Source organism: Paenibacillus terricola, from assembly GCF_014779765.1.
Taxonomy (GTDB): Bacteria; Bacillota; Bacilli; order Paenibacillales; family Paenibacillaceae; genus Paenibacillus_T; species Paenibacillus_T terricola.
The window spans coordinates 444,364-463,335 of the sequence record NZ_JACXZA010000005.1 but is presented as its reverse complement, the minus strand read 5'-3'; the positions used below and the strand labels follow the sequence as shown (position 1 = coordinate 463,335).

The following is an 18,972-nucleotide window of genomic DNA, read 5'->3' as shown; positions in this document are numbered from 1 at the left end:
CGATGTCAACGGATCAAATGATTCCCTCCTCGGTCCGAAGCTACCCGACGCGCCAAGCGCATGGCGAAAGGTGGGTCGAGCTAGCTGGGGCGATCGCTGCCGAGCGCGAGCGAATGACCGACGATCCAGAGCTCGTCATTCCCGCCGTTGCCCGAGGGGAATTGACGATAATAGGCTCGGGCATCGAAGCGGTCGGATTCACGTCCTCGGACGAAATTCTTATTCACGAGGCGGAGTACGTGTTCTATTGCGTCGCCGATCCGGCGACGTCGGTCTGGATCAAATCGCTTCGTCCGGATGCTTACGATCTTTACGTCCTCTACGACGACTCGAAGCTTCGGTATCTTACCTATATGCAGATGACCGAAGCGATTCTGCACTACGTCCGAAAGGGCAAGAAAGTCGTCGCGATCTACTACGGCCATCCCGGCATCTTCGTCCTCTCCACGCATCGAGCGATCCAGATTGCGCGGCGCGAGGGCCATCAAGCGGTCATGCGGGCCGGCGTGAGCGCGCTCGATACGCTCTGCGCGGACCTTGGCGTCGATCCGAGCCAGCCGGGCATGCAGATGTATGAAGCCACCGACATGCTAATTCGCGGCCGCAAGCCGGATACGGGCCTGCATCTCGTGCTCTGGCAGGTCGGGTTGATCGGAGAACTCGGTTATCGGCGATCCGGTTATTTGAACAGCGGATTCGCAGTCCTGCTCGATTACTTGGAAGACATCTATGGCGCCGATCATACCGTCATCCATTACATCGGCTCCCGATACCCGGGCATCGATCCGCTGATCGGCGAGCATACGATCGGTTCGCTGCGCGATCCAGAGACGCAGACGACGGTCACGGGCATATCGACCTTTTATTTGCCGCCGAAGGATGCCGCCGCCGCAGACCAAAACATGCTCCTGAAGCTTGGCTTGCTGCAGCCTGGCCAGACGGCCAAGTCGCCGACGGGCCCGCTTAGGGAAATCGACCGTTACGGAGCCCGAGAGATGAAGGCGTTCGACGATTTCGAACGCTTCCGCGTACCGTCCTCCTATTATTGGCAGGAAGATACGGCCGCCGCCCGATTCATCCTCGCGCTAAGGGAAGATGGCGGGCTGCGGGACCTCTATGTTCGCGATCCGGCCGCCGCGGTCGCGAAGTGGTCGATGAAGGGGCTGACGCCTCGCGACCAGTCGCTGCTCTCGCGTCGCGACGCGGGCTCGATGCAAATCGCGGCCAAAGGGATCCGAGCGAAGTCTTCGCCCGATTCGGCGCGGATGCTGACGGCATTATTGACCAACAAAGCCGTGCTTCGCGGTCTCCATAGCGCGGTGCAGCGAGCGGAGCCGAACCAACGCAGGAAGGCGCTGGACGATTGGAGCGCCGGCAACGGCTATACGGTCGATTGGTCTGTCGCAACGGAAGACCTTACGATTCTGATGCGCACCGCGCTGTTCCCTTGGACTGGATTCTATCTGGCGAAGGATCGCCAGTTGAGCTTTTTCCTTCATGGCCGAATCCAAACGGGCGGCACGGGCACGGTGTTCAACCAAGCGGTGTATATGAATGGGCAGGCGCTGAAGCACGTGCGCTACAGCAAGGGCTCCATCCGATGGTATGCCGAGGACGGCAATCCGAATAACGGGTTCTTCCATACGGATCTCACGCCGAAGGGTGCAAGGCGCCTTGTCGGCGCCATATGGCCGGAAGGGGAGACCATGGGTTCCCAGCATCGCTTGGCGGCTCTCGAACACTTCATGCCGCATGCCACGCAGCTCAGCGCTATCGCCGGCGAGTACCGGGTCAAAGACGGCAGTGGCCGGACGGTCTCGGTCGTCGTTCGGCCGGATTATCCCGGCCAGAGCGCACCGGTCATGGCGATCGAGATCGACGGGCAGCCGTTTCAGGGCCAAGTGGCGTTCCAAGCGAACGGATTCGCTTTGGACGGGTTGGCCGTCCCGTACGCAGGCAAAATCATCGGCGACGTGCATCCCCACCTGCAGGGCGAATACCGAATAAGGGCGGTCAATGGCAAAGGCTCGCAGCAGCATCGGCTGGCATACGACGGAGCGGTGCTCATGCTGAACGACCAAGCGATGGACAACGTCAGAGGGAAAGCTTCGACGCTGAATTGGAAGTCCGATGCCGGCCTGTTGGCGCGCGGAGATGCGACCATGCTGCTGGACCCGATCACGCTGCGCCCGATGCTGTTCGGAACGGGACGGTCGGATACGATGGAATCGTTCTCGCTCGTCGGCATGGCGCCGATTGGCCACCATGACGTGATGCTCATTCGGTCTTTGCCGAAATTCAATCTTCCGCCATGGGCGTGGGATCATTTGGTTACCATCGCGGCGGAAGCGAACGGTCAAGGCGGGCACTTCCTGTGGCATAGCTGGGACAAAGCAGTCAAAAATTTGGCCGGTCTTCGTTCCATTCTTCAAGAGGTGCACTTATGAGCATGGGCGGTCCTCAGCGAGCCGAGGCCAGGGCGATATTGGCGGCGGAAGGCCCGAAGCCGCTCAAGCCTTGGACCATTCTGGCGTATGATACGCAGCGTTTTCCGTTCGCCGAGCTGCTTATTCGGGACGTATACAAGGTTCGGAACTTGTCGGCGCTCCATGAATATTTGCAGGCGAAACGGCGTTCCTTGGGACTTAGCGAGCGTCTGTCGGCTAACGATAACCTGACCGTCCGCAAGATGATGCAGGATCAGCCGGACGACTCGCCCTTCTATAAGCTGTACCGCCACTTTATGCTGAAGGTGCTGTCTCCGTTGGTCGGCAGAGGGCTTTCTTACTCCAGCCATCCGAAGATGCGCGTCCATTTTCCAGGTACGGAGAGCGTCAGCAGCTTCCATCACGATATTATCGTGACGAAGCGAATCGACCAGATTAATTTCTGGATGCCCTTCACCGACGTGGACGGTACGGCGACGTTGTGGCTGGAAAGCGACTACGGAGCTGGAGATTATGCGCCAATACCTGTTCGTTACGGGGAAGTGCTCATCTTCGACGGCGGGTACATCGGCCACGGCTCGGTGCCGAATGAGAGCGGCGTGACTCGAATCAGTCTGGATATGCGTTTCTCATACAAAGGAGCCGCAACTCGCGCGGAGGGCGTCGATCTTATGAATCGCATCATCGCTCGCATCGAAGACGGGAAGGCTCCCTAATCGAAATTGTAAGCCCGCCTCTTGCTGGCGGGCTTTTTGGTGTCATATTAGCAAGGAATGAGGATCGGAGCGTAACGATCTGACGCGAGATCTCTCTGCTTCATTCAAGATGCTTCGTGATCCAAAGCAGACTTGATGAACACCTCTATAAAAAGGTTTTCCTAACGTTTTACATCGCGTCATCTTCTCGTCTCGACTTGCATAGTCTGGCAGTACCAACCACAGCCCTATGCGAAATGAGGGAGGCGAATGATTATGTCCATCACTCTTGGTTGCATTATCGCCGTACTGATCGTAGTGGCGAGCAGCGAGCGAGCGGAATCGATCGCGGAACTGAACGAGGATGACCCGGTTGATGCAAGACAAAGGGATGATAAACGGCATGCGGACAAATAGGGCTGATCGGCCCCGACACGAGTGCGTGCGGGACGGATCAGCCCCTTTTTGTGCCGATTAACGTCACCCGTTCACGATTTCCCCGCCGTTAATATGCATGATTTGTCCTGTCATGTAGGACGAGTCGTCGCAGGCCAAGTATACATAAGCGGCGGCCATCTCGTAAGGCTGGCCTGGCCGTTTCAATGGAGTGTCGGAGCCGAATTCGGACACCTGCTGCGCATCGAATGAAGCCGGAATAAGCGGCGTCCAGACGGGCCCTGGCGCAACTCCGTTAACGCGAATGCCGCGATCGGCGAGATGAACGGCTAAGGCACGTGTGAACGACACGATCGCACCTTTACTTGACGAATAGTCAATAAGCAGCGGGTTTCCTTTGTAGGCGGTAACGGATGCGGTATTGATAATTGCAGTTCCAGCTTTCAGCAGAGGAAGTGCCGCTCGGGTCAGATAGAACATGCCGAACACGTTTGTCTTGAACGTGCGTTCGATCTGCTGCGCCGTTAATTCCTCGAATTTCTGCTGTGGATGCTGTTCGCCCGCGTTATTGACGAGCACATCGATACCCCCATGAGCGGCAGTCGTTTGTTGAACCGCTTGCTGGCAGAAAGCTTCGTCGCCAATATCGCCGGCAATGAGCAGACAGCGGCGGCCTAGGCCGTCGATGATCGATTTTGTTGCCTGCGCATCTTCGTGCTCGTCCAAGTAGATGATGGCAACGTCGGCGCCTTCCTTGGCGAACGCAACGGCTGCCGCGCGGCCGATGCCGCTGTCGCCGCCGGTAATGAGGACGGACTTGCCTTGAAGCTTGCCAGCGGGTTTATAGGACGGCGATTCAAAAGCGGGCAGCGGATTCATCTCGGATTCAATGCCGGGCTGCCGGTTCTGATGCTGCGGAGGAAGCACTTGATGCTTCTGCGGTTGGGAAGGACTCAATGCCTAAACCCCCTTTGAAGGAATCGTTGTAAATTTCGCCCTTATTATGAGGATTTCAGATGAAACTATACGCTTAAATCGTGATCCATGTTACATTTAACTAATTATTGCATGGATATGAGCCGATATTGAGAGGTACAGGAACAAGGGGCTTCGGCTGGAGGAGAATAGTGATGAATACGATATGGCGGCACGCAAAGAACGGCATCAAATTGACAGGCCAACGTCTTCAGCAGGTAACGTATACTGGCATTCGCGAAGAGGATTTGTCACTGCTGCAGGAGCAGCGCGAGCTGTTCAAGCGCATTACGAATAAGGTTGTCGATGAACTATATGATCGGTTGATGAAAGAGAAAGAGCTTGCGGCTCTTATTGAACGGCATAGTACATTAGAGCGATTGAAGGAAACGCAGCGCTGGTATTTCGAGTCGCTGACGGACGGGACGATCGACGAAGCTTTTTTTGAGCGGAGACTGCATATTGGGCGCATTCACTCTCGGATTGGATTGACGACGAACTGGTATTTGGGCACGTATATGCTTTACCTTGATATTGCAACAGGCTGGTTGAAGAAGGAATCTTCGGAGCAGTGGCCGGTTATTGTGCTTGCGCTCAGCAAGCTGTTCAATCTGGATTCGCAGATCGTGCTTGAGGCGTATGAGGAAGGCGAAAAGGACAAAATTCAGCAGATGGTCGACCAGAAGGAGCATTTGCTGCTACGCGTCAACGCGGCGGTCCAGGAGCTGTCGACGATGATCATGGAGCTGACGGCGAGCAGCAAGACGATGGCACATTCCGCGCTTCATACAGCCGAGCTTCAGCGAAGCTCGAACGAACAGGTGCTGGCGCTCAATGAGCATGTGAAAGCGATTGGCGAGCTGGGCTCCGCGATGAAGGATGTATCGGACCAGACGCATCTGATTGGACTCAATGCTTCGATCGAGGCGGCGCGTGCAGGCGATGAGGGGCGCGGATTCGCTGTTGTCGCGAATGAAATCCGCAAGCTGGCTGCGAACTCGAAGAGCTCGCTTGATGTGATCCAGACGAAACTGAGAGACATCGACAACGCGCTGAAGCATGTCCGTACCGGCAGCGATGCAACGTTGAAGCTTGCCGAAGGACAAGCAGCAAGCTCGCAGGAGCTCGCAGCGTTCATTCAAATGATAGAGTCCGTTGCATCGGAGCTTGGGAAGCTGCAGCAGGCTTAAACAAATAGGCCCATAACGAAAATCCGCGATACCGATAGCGTAATGCAGCTAACGGGACCGCGGATTTTCGTCATATAAAGGGCAGAAGTTCATAACAACAATGCTGTTGTTACAATGTCGGAACATCATCTTCTTCGTCTTCTTCATCTTCATCGTCGTCGTCTACGAGTCGTGCGAGCAGCAAGCCATCGGTACCTTCATTCGTACCTGTTACAAACTCGCGCAAATAGTAGGTAACATAGTCGCCATAGCGGCTGTCTTCCGCCTCCGTGAGATCATGAACCCAATGGACGCCAGGCGCGACCCCATCAAGCAGAATAACAGCAGCAGCAGCGTATACACCGCTAGCGACTTGGACGTAAGTCGCATTCGTTTTGAACTCTGCATAAGCATCCGCATTCTTAACGACATTGTACATGTAACGCTCATGATCATCATAGACAAGCAGTACGCCGACGAGGTCGGAACCTTCGAGCTCGCCATCATCCGGGTGAAGCAGCTTCTGGTCATATTCCCACAGATCATCGACGTTGTCGAGATTATCCTGGATTTGTTCCGTTGTATAGTCGTTGACACGGTAGATGAACGCCGTCTCCAGCTCATAGTCTTCGGCGAGCGCAATCGTCTCTTCATGTGCCATAATGCAGCCAGAGAACTCTAAATCTCCGAGACGAACCGTATACTCACGGTTATAGACATCATCGTACAGCATATAAGTCGTGTCGCTGATGGAGTAAACCGGGTAGTTCGAGATCGCTTCCTCCAGGAAGCATTCCGGCGACCATGTCACATAGACCGTCTTCGGTTTCGCAAGCGAACGGTCTGCGTAGAACGTATCGTCCTTCTCGACAACGTAGATCGCGCGCGGCATCTGCTCCTTGTTCTCCTTCATCATCTTCACAGCCATCCATTGCACAACGCCGGGATTCATGCCCGAGCATACAATTGCTCTCACCTGCTTGAACGTGTGCTCGACCTTCTCGAAACGGTCGATCCTCTCCAGTAGGCTGGTAGCTTCCACTTCTGGCATTTCGTCCACTTCAGTATCTTCGAGCGCCGTGTTCACGTAGGCGATGCCAAGCTCATCGCAGCAATCGATCATGCTGCGCGTATCGGCCCATGACAGGTCGATGACGAGCTGAGTCTTGGTGCGCATGCAGTGCTGTTTGAGCGATTCGGCATGCGTGAGGTCAAGCTGATGCAGTTTGAGACGGGAAGAGAGTTCGGGCGCAAACTCGCGGTAATAGCTGCGCGGTTTTTGCTCACGGTCGATACCGTGAATTTTGGCATTGCTAAGATAATGATGAAGCGGGGCGTGCTCGTCCAATAAGGAATGCTCGAACAGCGTAAGCAGAGCCCGAGCGACGCCTCCCGAGCTTCCGAGTACTGTTATGACGAAAGGGTTGTCCATCCTTTCGCCTCCTTCCAATTCGAATTTGTACATCCTATTCCGCAAACTATTAAAACGACTGTTGCAAGAGCGGACAGGCAGGACAGATTCGCACCTCTATTGGAAACTTTTACTTTACGACAGCAATATTGTCAGGTATAAATCAAGGTAGAGAGCATATGTTTCACGTTGATGGTATCCGCTTAAAGTCCGCTTTTGATCACGAAGCAACACGAGAAGTGAATTCGGCAGCGAATCTTGAATGGAGCAGAGACTTCCGGTTCTCACGTAGCACATCACTACGCTCCGATCCTCATTCCCTGCTGCATCCAACCTTCTTGGTGCTGAAAACCGAACTGGACTTAGATGGCTGATTTCAGAAACGGGGGAGTGCTGCGATGATCGTTGCGCCAGATTTGCCGATTCTGCCTTGCCGAATTGACGGGGGCGTGAAGCTGTTTGAGCTGAGGGCCGAGCCGGTCACTCAAGAACTGCTGCCGGGCATTTGGATGGAAGGTTGGGGCTATAACGGCTCCATTCCGGGTCCGTTGATCGTTGTCCGCACGGGCGATGACGTTATGATACGCGTTGACAATCGTCTCCCTGTGCCAACTTCTGTACATTGGCATGGACTCGATGTGCCGAACACGATGGACGGCGTTCCAGGCATTGAGCCAACGCCGCTCATTCAACCAGGCCAGCATTACGAATATCGCTTTCAGATTACGAATCGGCCCGGCACGCATATGTATCATTCGCATGTCGATGTCGTTCGTCAGATGTCTAATGGACTTGGCGGCATGCTGGTCATTATGGACCCGAATGAGAAAGGAATCGCGCACGATTATGTGTATATGCTCCAGCAATTTCGTCTGCTTGGACTGTCCAAGGGGGAGCTGGTGAAGGGACGTTATCGGATTGATCCGTACAGCGATAACTTTAATTTCTTCACCATGAACGGCCGTTGTTTTCCGCATGTTCGGCCCATGATAGCGAAGCAGGGCGATCGAGTACGCATTCGGCTCGGCAGTATAGGGATGGATGCTCATCCGATGCATTTGCACGGCCATCAGTTTCAATTGACAGCGCTCGACGGCAACAAGCTCCTTCCAGGGAGCCGTCCGTTAATGAACACGATCAGCGTTGCTTCCGGAGAGACCAGAGATATTGAATTTGTTGCGGATAATCCGGGTCGTTGGCCATTTCACTGCCACATTCCGCACCATAACGCGAACAATTTCACCTCGCAAGTTGGAGGGATGTTCACGTTCATCCACTACTAACCATCCCACTTGAATGGAGGTACGAGCTTTTGCGGAGCAAAGCAGTAATTCGCAACACACTTCTAATCGTTATGCTGTTGCCGCTGATCGGCTATGGACTGCTATACCGCTTTAGTTCAATGGATCATACCTTCAAGGCGCCGACAGGACATTTCTATATCGTTAGCACGGTCGCGGCTATAGCTTTTATTTTGGCCTTGGCAGTTGGGATTGCCGGCATTCGGATGCGTAACGTGAAGGTAACGTTCGTCTCGCTTGCCTATATTTCGCTTGCTGAAGTGTTTACCTTACATGGGCTCTCCACGCCTGGTTTTCTAGTGCATGCATCGAGTCTGCCGACTGCTGCCGCACAGCTCAGCTTAAGCCTTGCAGTGTTCTGGTTGTGGTTGTCTTCGATGTCGAGTGACCGTCTGGTCATTCGGCTGCTGGCGCGTCACAATGTGATGCTGCTGCCGATGTGGACGCTCCTTCTGTTCATTGTTTGTTCGTTGCTGTTCACGCACACGGAATGGATTCATAGCGGGTTGGTTACGAATGAATGGTTCAAAAGCGCGCAGTCTATTGTTGAAATCGGACTGATAGGTTGGACGATGAGGCGGTACTGGCAGTCGTATCTAGCTTGGGGGTCGCCGCTCCACTTCATGCTCGTGCACAGCTGCGGGCTGCTCATAGTCTCGCAATTCATTATGGTGACTGGAAAGATGTGGCACATTAGCTGGTGGGAATATCACGTGACATTGCTCATATCCGTGGTGTTCATGATCATCGGCGTTATGCGTCAGTACTGGGCACAGGATGCGGCGGGTTCGTCGCTGCTTGGGCTGTTCCGTGCGAATCCGCGTGAATGGATTGAAACCTGTTTATCCCCGAACGTTCGCGCGCTGATCGTGACAACCGAGAGACGGGATGCCTACACGGCCGGACACAATTATCGAGTTGCGCTGTATGCGCTTCGCTTAGGCGAGCGAATGGGATTGAATGCGGAGCAGCTTCGCGCCATCGCGCTTGGCGGCATCGTGCATGACGTAGGGAAACTGAAGGTGCCGGATTCGATTCTGAACAAGCCTGGCAAATTAACGCCTTTTGAACGAGATATTATTGAGCGCCATCCGTTGGCCGGTTATGACGTGTGCAAACGGCTTGGTTTTATGAAGGAAGAGCTGACGATTATTCGCAATCATCATGAAAAATGGGACGGTACAGGCTATCCGGACCGTCTGAAGCACGACCATATCCCGCTGCTGGCACGTGTTACGGCTGTTGCTGACGTATACGACGCATTGACTTCGTCACGCTCATATCGGCAGGCGATGTCTCACGAGGCGGCGATTGCAATTATCGCGTCGGAACGCGGTGTTCACTTCGATCCGATGTGCGTGGATGCCTGGATGAAACTAGTGGAAGAGGATCAAGACTTTTTCGAACAAATGTCAGGTACAGACCGCGGTGTACAGCAAGCGCAGCAGCTTGTTGGTTCCAGTACCTGAAGGAATCGGTGAATCAACCACAATATGCATACTTCCAAAGCGCAACTTAACTCGAACTATGTCGTCTATATGAATAGAAAAGTATATTCATAGACTTCATAGAAAACGAGGTAGCGCATGATGAGCAAAAGGATATGGGCCGCCCTCATCGGGGTGGCTCTTGTTATTGGCGGTTCGTATGTGGTTCTGACAAGCAAGGATTCGTCAGCGGATGATAGCTTGCAGCCAAGTGATTCGGTGGCAATACCGGATAACGGTACGGCATCAGGTTCCGATAATACGGATAATTCGTCGCAAGAAACGGACAAGCCTTCACAATCTGACAATGGATCGACTGGCAAGGATACAGGAAATGGACAAGCGTCGGGCGGCCAAACGTCAGGCAGCAAGGGGGACAGCGGGTCCAAGGATACGATCACCGTATCGGATCCGAAGTCTGTTGCAGTGCTCGTAAACAAGACGCATCGTCTCCCGGAAGGTTATGAGCCGGATGATCTTGTGTATCCGGACGTAGCGTTTATATTCAGCGAACTAAATGATAAACGTAAAATGCGCCGTGAAGCAGCGGATGCGTTAAAGGAATTGTTCGATGCGGCGAAGAAGGATGGCGTAGAACTGGCTGGCGTATCGGGCTATCGTTCGGAATCCCGTCAGCGTACGCTCTTCGATAACTATGTGAAGCGCGACGGGCTTGAGGCTGCATCGCGTTATAGCGCAAAGCCAGGCTTCAGCGAGCATCAGACGGGTCTAGCGATGGATGTATCCGGCAAGGACGGCAAATGCGCAGCAGAGGATTGCTTCGCTGGCACGGATGAGGCGAATTGGCTGGCAGACCATGCGCAGGAATACGGCTTTATTATCCGTTATCCGCAAGACAAGGAAGATGTAACGGGCTACAAATATGAGGCGTGGCACTTACGCTACGTCGGCGTTGATCTCGCAGAGTTGATCCATGCTGGCGGATTGACGCTTGAAGAATATTCGGAACAACACGCTGCATAGTAGATACGATAGGGCATGATACATTTTGATCCGATTCTAGTCATAACCTTATGCAATGTTTAACCGACTAATCATGCTGCGAAAGTTAAGCGATATGCTTAATTTTCGCAGCTTTTTGTTTTGTTTAATGATCCCCTCATTGTTTCTCTCTCCCAATCCGTATGCTACAATGGTCAGTGTGAAGTAAACCGCTTAACCTCCCTTAAAACGTAAAATGACAGCGTTTCCATTATTTCGTAGTAACCTGCTTAGGAGGGTTTCATATATGCTGCGTAATTGGTACTTTCGGTTGCTGTTTTCCTATTTCCCCATTCTAGTTCTAACGTTCACGATTATCTTGTTCCTATCATTTATTGCCATCAATGAAATATCACGTTCCGAGACAGAGAAGGCGGACCGGATTTCGACCGGCTATACGGTTGACAGCGTCGAACGAACGGTACATGAGATGGAGATGACGGTATTAAGTGAAGCTGTTAAAAATGTGAATTATTCTGCTTTTATGAATCGTGAATCGAATCGCGATGCGAAGTATGAGATCGTCAGCAGCTTGCGCGCGATGATCGATAACAACGAACTTATTCAGTCGATCTATGTATATCGCGAATCTGACGGAGCCATTCTGACGCAGAACGGTCAGACAGAGCTGTCGGCGTTCGGAGATCAGGCGTTCATCAAGAAGGCGATGGCTAATCTCGATAATCGCGGATGGTCACCAAGCCGGACGTACGCGGAATATTCAGGCGCAAAGCCGGTCGAAGTTATATCCATGTACAAACGTGCACCTTTGCCGTTTGGCGATGCAGGGCTTATTGTCATTAATGCGAACTTGTACGAGCTCGAGAAAATGATCGGAAGCATGACCAACCACAGCGTGTCATTCATGCACATTACGGATGGAGCAGGGAACGTGGTTTATCCGAGCAGTACCGATTCGGCTGGCGATGGCAAGGTGCTGACGACTGTACGGTCCGATATGCTGGGCTGGACGTTCAAGAGCGGCATTCAAGCAGGCCAACTCTTCGGCTGGGTGTCTGTCGTGTCTTATGTTTGGGTGATCCTGGCGATTGTGACATTCGCGGGCGCTATCGTTTATATCATTTGGATTACGCGCCGAAATTATAAACCGATTCAGTTGATGATGACTCGGATTCAGACACTGCAGCTGCGCAGTGATGGCGCACCTATGCAGATGGACGACCTGTCACGGATTGACCGTACACTCGAGAAACTGATTCACCAGACGATGGACTATGAGAAAGAGCAGCGCGAAAGCACGCTCATCCAACGCCGCCAGCTGTTCTTTGATTTGATCGGAGGCGTCCGTTCAGAAGGGCTGGAACAACGGGTTGCCAGACTGGATCAGATATCAGACGATGCCGGTCAGTATGGTGTTCTGCTGGCACGGCTAGATGGGCATGAACAATTCCAGCAGCTCTATTCGCCAGCCGAGCAGAACATGCTGAAGTATGCGCTGGGCAATGTGATCCAAGAGTTGGCTCATAACGAAGGAATGGATGGCTGGGGAGAGTGGATTGCGCCGGATACGATCGCATTCATTCTAAGTTCCCCTGACGAGGCGGGCTCTTCCTCCATGAAGGAACAGATGAGAAGCGCTGCTGCAAATGCGCGTAATTGGGTTGCGGAGCATCTGCATCTATCGCTTTCGTTCGGGATCGGCGCCATCGAATCGCATTGGAGCGGGCTGGACCAAGCCTTCAAGACGGCGTCATCCGCAATGGAGCACCAACTGGCGATCGGTCATAATGCCGTTATGGTTATGGATAGTCTCCCTCGCGAAGGACAGACCACAATGTTCGATTACATGGGGATGTGCGCCGATATTGCAGGGGCATTCCGTCTGGCTAATGAGAGCTGGCGGGAGCGAGTGGACTTTATGTTTATCCAACTGGAGAATAGTGCACCTAAAGACGAGGACATTCGTTCATTAATTGAGCTGTTGTTTGGCATGCTAGGACGCGAGCTGAAGGAGCTGTCCGATAGTTTGCGCGACTGCTTTGAAGGAGAACAAGCCGAGGCGTGGCATAAACGTCTGCTCGCAGCGGGTTCGTTAGCCGAGATGGAGACGCGGCTGCTCGAATGGATGACAGAAATTTATCGCACGTATGTCGCGGTTAGCGAGACGAAAAGCTACAAAGCAATGGTCACCGAGATACGTGGCTATATTCAAGAGAATTTCGCAGATCCAGACTTGTCGCTCAAGCATCTTAGCGATCGGTTCCAAATATCAGGCAAATACGCAAGCCATCTGTTCAAGCTGGAGTACGATATGAAGTTCGTCGATTATCTCGTGCAGCTTCGGATGCAGCATGCCGAGCGTCTGCTTGCGGATACGGAAGAAACGGTGCAAAATATTGCACTTCAAGTTGGGTATGCTAACTCGATTACGTTTGGACGCGTATTCAAACGGACGGTCGGCGTGACGCCGGGCGATTTCCGTAAGCTCAAAATGCGCCCTTCCGTTCCACAGGCGTAAATGGCTTGAATACGGTTTAGGAGATTAGTTTATTCGGGCGGACAAGTGCCGCCCGAGTTTTAGTTTATATCGGGAAAACAGTGTATCCGTAGGCAGAAAACCGCGTCAAATCAACGTTCTGCTCATCGGTTTGCTCCGAGGAAACTAGTTTATTGCCCCGGTCAATCACAGCATGACATACTGAGTGCATTCCGGTACGAGGCGGCTAACGATGCTTTGGATGCGTTTACAAAGTTGCACCGAACCGGGAGCACTAACAACACATAAAGGGGTTGTAACCATGGTTCAGAAGTTGAAGCAGGCAAGCTCCAAGAAAAAAGCAAGCGCAGCGCTTGCACTGACTGTAGCAGCATCAATGGTATTGGCTGCTTGCGGCGGCGGCAGCAGCAACACCGATTCGGGCACGAACGCTAGTACGGATGGCGGGTCCTCGAAGGCGTCTACATTAAAAGTAGAGGTGTTCGATCGCGGCAACTCGCCTAAAGGCAGTACGATTACGAACAACTATTTAACGAATTTCGTACAAGACAACTTCGGCAAACCAAACAACATTAATGTACAGTTCGTTCCGGTTCCTCGTTCGGAAGAAGTAAACAAACTGAACGTTCTTATGGCAAGCGGAAGCGATGTTCCTGATATCGTGTTCACATACGATTCCGGCACGTTCTATCGATACGCACAGCAAGGCGGCTTAACGGATCTGACGGAGCTGCTCGATCAGTATGGATCGAACCTCAAGAAATTCCTGACGGAAGATACGCTGGCTTACGGCCAATTGGAAGGCAAACAATTCGGACTTCCGGCGAAGCGTTCGCACTTGGGCAAATACTCGTCGTTCATCCGCCAAGACTGGTTGGATAAACTGGGTCTGCCAGTGCCGCAAACGACGGATGAGCTTTACAACACGTTGAAAGCATTCAAAGAGAAAGACCCAGGCCAAACAGGCGGCAAAGTAATCCCGCTAGGCATGTCGATCGCTCCGGCGCAATATGAGCCGTTGATCTGGTCGTTCATTAAGCCGATGACGGAAGAGCAGAGCTATACGCTGACGCAGCAACTCGGCTCCCGCGATTATCCGATTCTGCTCCCTGGCTTCAAAGACGCTATGTCGTTCATGAACAAACTTTATAACGAAGGACTTATGAGCCCAGACTTCAGCTTGGATAAGGACAAAACGAAGCTGAGCGAAAATGTGACCAAAGGGCTGGTCGGCTTCTTCAGCGAAGACGACATGAACCCATACTACGCAGACGGCATGTACGCAACGCTTCAGAAGAACAATGCAAACGCAGTTCTTAATGCTGTAGACGTCTACACGAATGAGGAAGGCAAACATCCGAAGCCGGAATATGCGCCAATCGGCATGTACATCATGATTCCGAAAGCGAGCAAGCATGCAGCTGAAGCGGTCAAATATCTCGACTGGATGGCATCGGGCGACAATCTGTTCAAGATGCAGAACGGCGTTGAAGGCGAGAACCACACGCTCGTGAACGGCGTTCCGGTCATGAAGCTGGATGCGCCTGACGATGTGAAGAACCGCCTCTACAACTCGGGTGACATGACGATTATCTCCAACGGCAAGCAGCTCGGCGATGCGGACAAGAACGTGGAAGCTTACGTTGTCGGCATGCCTGAGAAGTACCAAGAAGATACGCGTAAAGCCCTTTCGATCTCCCGTTCGGATACGATCAAGCCAATTCTGTTCGACAAGCCAATCGAGGCGCAAGCGAAGTATGGCACGGCGCTGCTCGACAAGTTTAACGAGATTATCGTAAAACTGGCGATGTCGAAACCGGATCAATTCGATAGCACATACGATCAAATGATCAAAGAATATCTTGCAAACGGCGGCCAAGCGATCATTGACGAGCGTACGGCGGCTTACGCAGCGATGAAGAAATAATATAAGCGGCAATACCTGATGTTTCTGGGCAGGGACGTGAGGCCATGAATGCGCGGGTGCGATAAGCATCTCAGCCATGGCGGGCGCCCCTCGCCCGGGAACCATTGCAAGCAAGAGGGAGGATGATTGCGTTGAACGCGATCTTGTACTTCAAGAGATATTGGCAGCTATATGCGCTGCTCTTCCTGCCGGTGCTCTATTTTGCCATATTCAAATACGGGCCTATGTACGGCATCATTATCGCTTTCAAAGACTTCAACTTCTTCCAAGGCATTAACGGCAGCAAATGGATCGGGCTCGACGCCTTCCGCGAAGTGTTCGCGATGCCGGATTTCATTAAGACGCTGCGCAATACATTGATGTTGAATTTTCTGGACCTGCTGGTGTCCTTCCCGGCGCCGCTCATTCTCGCAGTTATGCTGTATGAGTTAAAGATCACTTGGTTCAAGAAGCTCTCGCAAACGATTCTGTACATTCCGCACTTTATTTCCTGGGTTATTATCGGCGGCATTGTTTATCAGGTGTTCGGCACGCAGTCCGGCATGATCAACAATATCGTAACGGCAATGGGCTTTGATGCCATTCCATTCCTTACAGACAAGAGCGATTGGCTGATCACTTATCTGGTTGTTGGGGTTTGGCAAAGCGCAGGTTGGGGAACGATCATCTACTTGGCAGCGCTTACAGGCATTAACCGGGAACTGTTCGAAGCGGCAGATGTGGATGGCGCCGGACGTTTCCGCAAAATTTGGAGCATTACATTGCCGAGCTTGAAGCCTACGATCGTTACGCTTCTTATTATCAACCTCGGCCATATGATTGCAATTGGCTTTGAACGTCCTTATATTATCGGCAACACTTCTGTACGGGACTATTCCGACGTATTAAGTACGTTCGTTTACCGAGTTGGTATTGAATCCGGCCAATATACGATTGCGACGGTTGTTGGTTTGTTCCAAGCTGTTGTTGGTCTCGTATTCGTCCTTGGCGCCAACTATGCGTCCAAGAAGCTGGCAGACCAGAGCATTCTGTAAGGCATCCTTCGTCCTCAGAATGTAAGAGTCGCCTTGGCTCTCGAACATTAAGAAAGGAGCGAACGACATGAACGATCGCCACGCAGGCCGCATGTTTGATGCGGTCAACCTCATTCTTTTATTAGTTTTCGTGCTGCTGTGTTTAGCTCCGTTTCTTCATATAATCGCAATTTCGCTTAGCTCAGCTCGTTCCATTATGTCCGGCGAGGTCAGCATAATACCAATCGAGATCAATTGGAGCGCATATTCGCAGGTCATCTCGGATTCCTCCATGATCCGCTCGCTTGGTTTTACGGTGATGCTCACGGCACTGTTCACTGTGCTATGTATCTCGATGACGATCGCGGCGGCTTACCCGCTCTCGAAGACGTCGCTTCGCGGACGCAAGTCGGTCATGTTCTTCATCATCATTACAATGTTCTTCAGCGGCGGCATTATTCCGGAATATATTCTTGTACGGAACTTGCACTTGCTCGATTCGATATGGGCACTTGTGCTGCCGGGGCTCATTAGCCCGTTCTATCTGATTATTCTGATTACGTTCTTCCAGAACATTCCCGATAGTCTGGAGGAGTCCGCTCAGATCGACGGAAGCTCCTACTTCCGTACGCTCATCAGCATTATCGTACCGCTGTCGCTGCCTGTATTGGCAACGTTGAGCCTCTTCTACGCAGTCGGCCGCTGGAATGCGTTCACAGACACGCTGATGTACATCACGAGTCCAGAGTTGTATCCGCTGCAGTTGAAGTTGTATCAGCTTGTGCAGAACAACATGGTGAGTCAGCTTATGTCGCTCGAGGGCGCTTCGGGCCAGCACATGCTGCAGCCGGAAAGCTTGAAGGCAGCCAGCGTCATTTTTGCGACGGTACCTATTCTGATCGTATATCCATGGCTGCAGCGTTATTTTGTCAGCGGCGTCATGCTGGGTGCAGTGAAAGGATAGCGGCTGAAAGCCATACAGGGCGGCTTGGAAGTACCTAAAGAATAGGAAGAGCCAGCCCCCTAACAGGCCGCCGCCATATACAGGAGGCACTTATGGGAAAAGACAAAGGGATTTATTCGTTCTCGACCTGCTGGAATATTAAACGACATACCGTCGGCAGCAGTATGATTCAAGAAATTAAGGAGCTTGGCTTCCGTTATGTCGAGCTTAATTATAACGTGAACGACGAATTGCTCTCGACGATCGAACCTATGATCGAACGTGGCGAGATCGGCGTATCAAGTGTTCACAATACATTTCCTCACGTACCCGATCCCGATTACGGCACGGATTCCGTACTGCTTGGCTTCGATGATGAGGAGAAGCGCCGGCGGTCGATCGAATTGCTGCTCCGCTCGGCTGAATACGCACATCGTTACGGCGCGAAGGCTGTTGTCGTCCATCCCGGCGAGGTGCCGTTCGATTACAACATCGACCAGGCGCTTAAAGGGATTTATCACGAACAGGGCAAGGATTCCGACGCCTATCGTCAGCTATGGTCCGAGATGATCGAACGCCGCGAGTCATTGAACGGGCATTACCTGGAGCGAATCGGCAACAGCCTTGAAGAAGTATGCGACCGTATTGCTGCGAAGGGTTGGGACGTATCCATCGGCATCGAGACGCGTTCGCGCTGTTACCAGATGCCGACGCTGCGCGAGGCACGTACGATTTTCGATAGACTGCCAGATGCGCCGGTCGGGCTGTGGTACGATTTTGGCCACGGCATGATGATGGAACGAATGGGCTTGTACGACAATGCAGCGGACATACCGCTCATTAAGGATCGTGTTGTTGGCATTCACATTCACGAAACGGTTGGCCTGTCGGACCATTGGTGCCCTTATGTGCACAGCGGAGACAATGAGTATTTCGATCGTTTCCTTCCGATTATCGCCGCAGCGCCGGTCAAGGTATATGAACTGAAGGCTGCCTGCACGGCAGAGGAAATCGAAGAGAGCCACGACAAGCTGCTCTCTAAGCTTGCTGCGCTAGAGGTATAAGGATATGAACGAGAATTGGCTGAAGTATGCGCCTAAGCTGTTGTTCGACCGCAAGGAACCGTTCTATCCCGTTCGAATTGGCGTGACGGAGTTGAAGGACGGCGATCAGTCGCCTTCGTTCCGCAGGAAGTTCACCTTCGACAGCGCCGATATCGACTACGTATTAGAGTACGCCATTTACTGGGACTATGACATCCAACATCTCTATGAACTGGAGCATGTGTGGATTTATATCAATAAGGACGGAACAGTGGGCGACGCGGAAGCGAGCTTCCACGGCCGATATTTGAAGTCGCTGCTGCCGGACCGATCCAATCTGGATGGCACGCAGGTGCGGCTTTATTCGCAGCCGGGCAAGCATGCATTCTCGCCGATGCCAGAGTTGTTCAAGCTAGTGCCTGGCTATCTTACCTGCACGGACCGGGATGCCGGGCTGGATGGCCTAACGCTTCCCGAATGGTTCGATAATCGGCCGGAGACGAGTGCGGACACCAATGCAAGAGTGCGTCTCTATTTGTACAATCGATTCCGGTTCGTTCCGGATGACACTTTCGAGGAATATGACTACGAGTGGCCGCAAGAGCTGTTCGTGCCGTGGCAATCGTTATTTGAGGAAATTCCAATTCGGATCGAGCGAGAGCTCGCGAAGATTCGGCTGTTTCCTGGCGAATAACAATATAGTAG

Annotated in this window: 15 protein-coding genes; 13 read left to right on the top strand and 2 right to left on the bottom strand. The window is 52.6% G+C overall.

From position 1 onward, the window contains the following. Positions 1 to 2 precede the first annotated feature (2 nt). The 3 genes from H8B09_RS20940 to H8B09_RS20930 all read left to right on the top strand — a co-directional run bounded on the left by H8B09_RS20940 (position 3) and on the right by H8B09_RS20930 (position 3,559). Entirely contained in the window at positions 3 to 2,447 is a 2,445-nt protein-coding gene (locus tag H8B09_RS20940) for an SAM-dependent methyltransferase (protein WP_224753822.1), read from the top strand. Further along, positions 2,444 to 3,163 (top strand): phytanoyl-CoA dioxygenase family protein, encoded by a 720-nt coding sequence (locus tag H8B09_RS20935; protein WP_191205501.1) that lies wholly within the window; start codon positions 2,444 to 2,446, stop codon positions 3,161 to 3,163. Before H8B09_RS20940 ends, H8B09_RS20935 begins: the two co-directional genes overlap by 4 nt. Before the next feature lie 255 nt (positions 3,164 to 3,418). Beyond that, positions 3,419 to 3,559 carry a hypothetical protein gene (locus tag H8B09_RS20930; protein ID WP_191205500.1) on the top strand — a complete coding sequence of 47 codons (141 nt, stop codon included), beginning with the start codon at positions 3,419 to 3,421 and terminating at the stop codon, positions 3,557 to 3,559. Positions 3,560 to 3,622: 63 nt separating this feature from the next. Here the strand turns inward: H8B09_RS20930 and H8B09_RS20925 are convergent, their stop codons facing one another. Next, on the bottom strand, positions 3,623 to 4,495 hold the full coding sequence (locus H8B09_RS20925) for an SDR family oxidoreductase (protein ID WP_191205499.1): 873 nt from the start codon (positions 4,493 to 4,495) through the stop codon (positions 3,623 to 3,625). A 173-nt stretch (positions 4,496 to 4,668) separates the two neighbouring features. Here H8B09_RS20925 and H8B09_RS20920 point away from each other — a divergent pair, with 173 nt between their 5' ends. Continuing rightward, entirely contained in the window at positions 4,669 to 5,703 is a 1,035-nt protein-coding gene (locus H8B09_RS20920) for a globin-coupled sensor protein (protein ID WP_191205498.1), read from the top strand. A 109-nt stretch (positions 5,704 to 5,812) separates the two neighbouring features. On the opposite strand, the gene H8B09_RS20915 is transcribed toward H8B09_RS20920, so the two are convergent. Beyond that, entirely contained in the window at positions 5,813 to 7,114 is a 1,302-nt protein-coding gene (locus tag H8B09_RS20915; RefSeq protein WP_191205497.1) for a Rossmann-fold NAD(P)-binding domain-containing protein, read from the bottom strand. A gap of 377 nt (positions 7,115 to 7,491) precedes the next feature. On the opposite strand from H8B09_RS20915, the gene H8B09_RS20910 reads away from it, so the two are divergent. The 9 genes from H8B09_RS20910 to H8B09_RS20870 all read left to right on the top strand — a co-directional run bounded on the left by H8B09_RS20910 (position 7,492) and on the right by H8B09_RS20870 (position 18,961). Further along, positions 7,492 to 8,376, top strand: a complete 885-nt coding sequence (locus tag H8B09_RS20910; protein ID WP_191205496.1) for a multicopper oxidase family protein — start codon at positions 7,492 to 7,494, stop codon at positions 8,374 to 8,376. Positions 8,377 to 8,405: 29 nt separating this feature from the next. After that, a complete protein-coding gene (locus tag H8B09_RS20905) occupies positions 8,406 to 9,863 on the top strand; it encodes an HD-GYP domain-containing protein (protein ID WP_224753821.1) in 1,458 nt (485 codons plus the stop codon). A 117-nt stretch (positions 9,864 to 9,980) separates the two neighbouring features. Further along, a complete protein-coding gene (locus H8B09_RS20900; RefSeq protein ID WP_397376088.1) occupies positions 9,981 to 10,865 on the top strand; it encodes a D-alanyl-D-alanine carboxypeptidase family protein in 885 nt (294 codons plus the stop codon). Between the two features lie 265 nt (positions 10,866 to 11,130). Beyond that, positions 11,131 to 13,362: a helix-turn-helix domain-containing protein gene (locus H8B09_RS20895; RefSeq protein WP_191205494.1), complete on the top strand. Its 2,232-nt coding sequence runs from the start codon at positions 11,131 to 11,133 to the stop codon at positions 13,360 to 13,362. Positions 13,363 to 13,642: 280 nt separating this feature from the next. Beyond that, positions 13,643 to 15,268, top strand: a complete 1,626-nt coding sequence (locus H8B09_RS20890; RefSeq protein WP_191205493.1) for an extracellular solute-binding protein — start codon at positions 13,643 to 13,645, stop codon at positions 15,266 to 15,268. 122 nt (positions 15,269 to 15,390) lie between these two features. After that, on the top strand, positions 15,391 to 16,302 hold the full coding sequence (locus tag H8B09_RS20885) for an ABC transporter permease (protein WP_397376087.1): 912 nt from the start codon (positions 15,391 to 15,393) through the stop codon (positions 16,300 to 16,302). Positions 16,303 to 16,369: 67 nt separating this feature from the next. Then, a complete protein-coding gene (locus H8B09_RS20880; protein WP_191205491.1) occupies positions 16,370 to 17,245 on the top strand; it encodes a carbohydrate ABC transporter permease in 876 nt (291 codons plus the stop codon). A 92-nt stretch (positions 17,246 to 17,337) separates the two neighbouring features. Continuing rightward, positions 17,338 to 18,288, top strand: a complete 951-nt coding sequence (locus H8B09_RS20875; RefSeq protein ID WP_191205490.1) for a sugar phosphate isomerase/epimerase family protein — start codon at positions 17,338 to 17,340, stop codon at positions 18,286 to 18,288. A gap of 4 nt (positions 18,289 to 18,292) precedes the next feature. Beyond that, positions 18,293 to 18,961 (top strand): hypothetical protein, encoded by a 669-nt coding sequence (locus tag H8B09_RS20870; RefSeq protein ID WP_191205489.1) that lies wholly within the window; start codon positions 18,293 to 18,295, stop codon positions 18,959 to 18,961. The last annotated feature ends 11 nt before the right edge of the window (positions 18,962 to 18,972 follow it).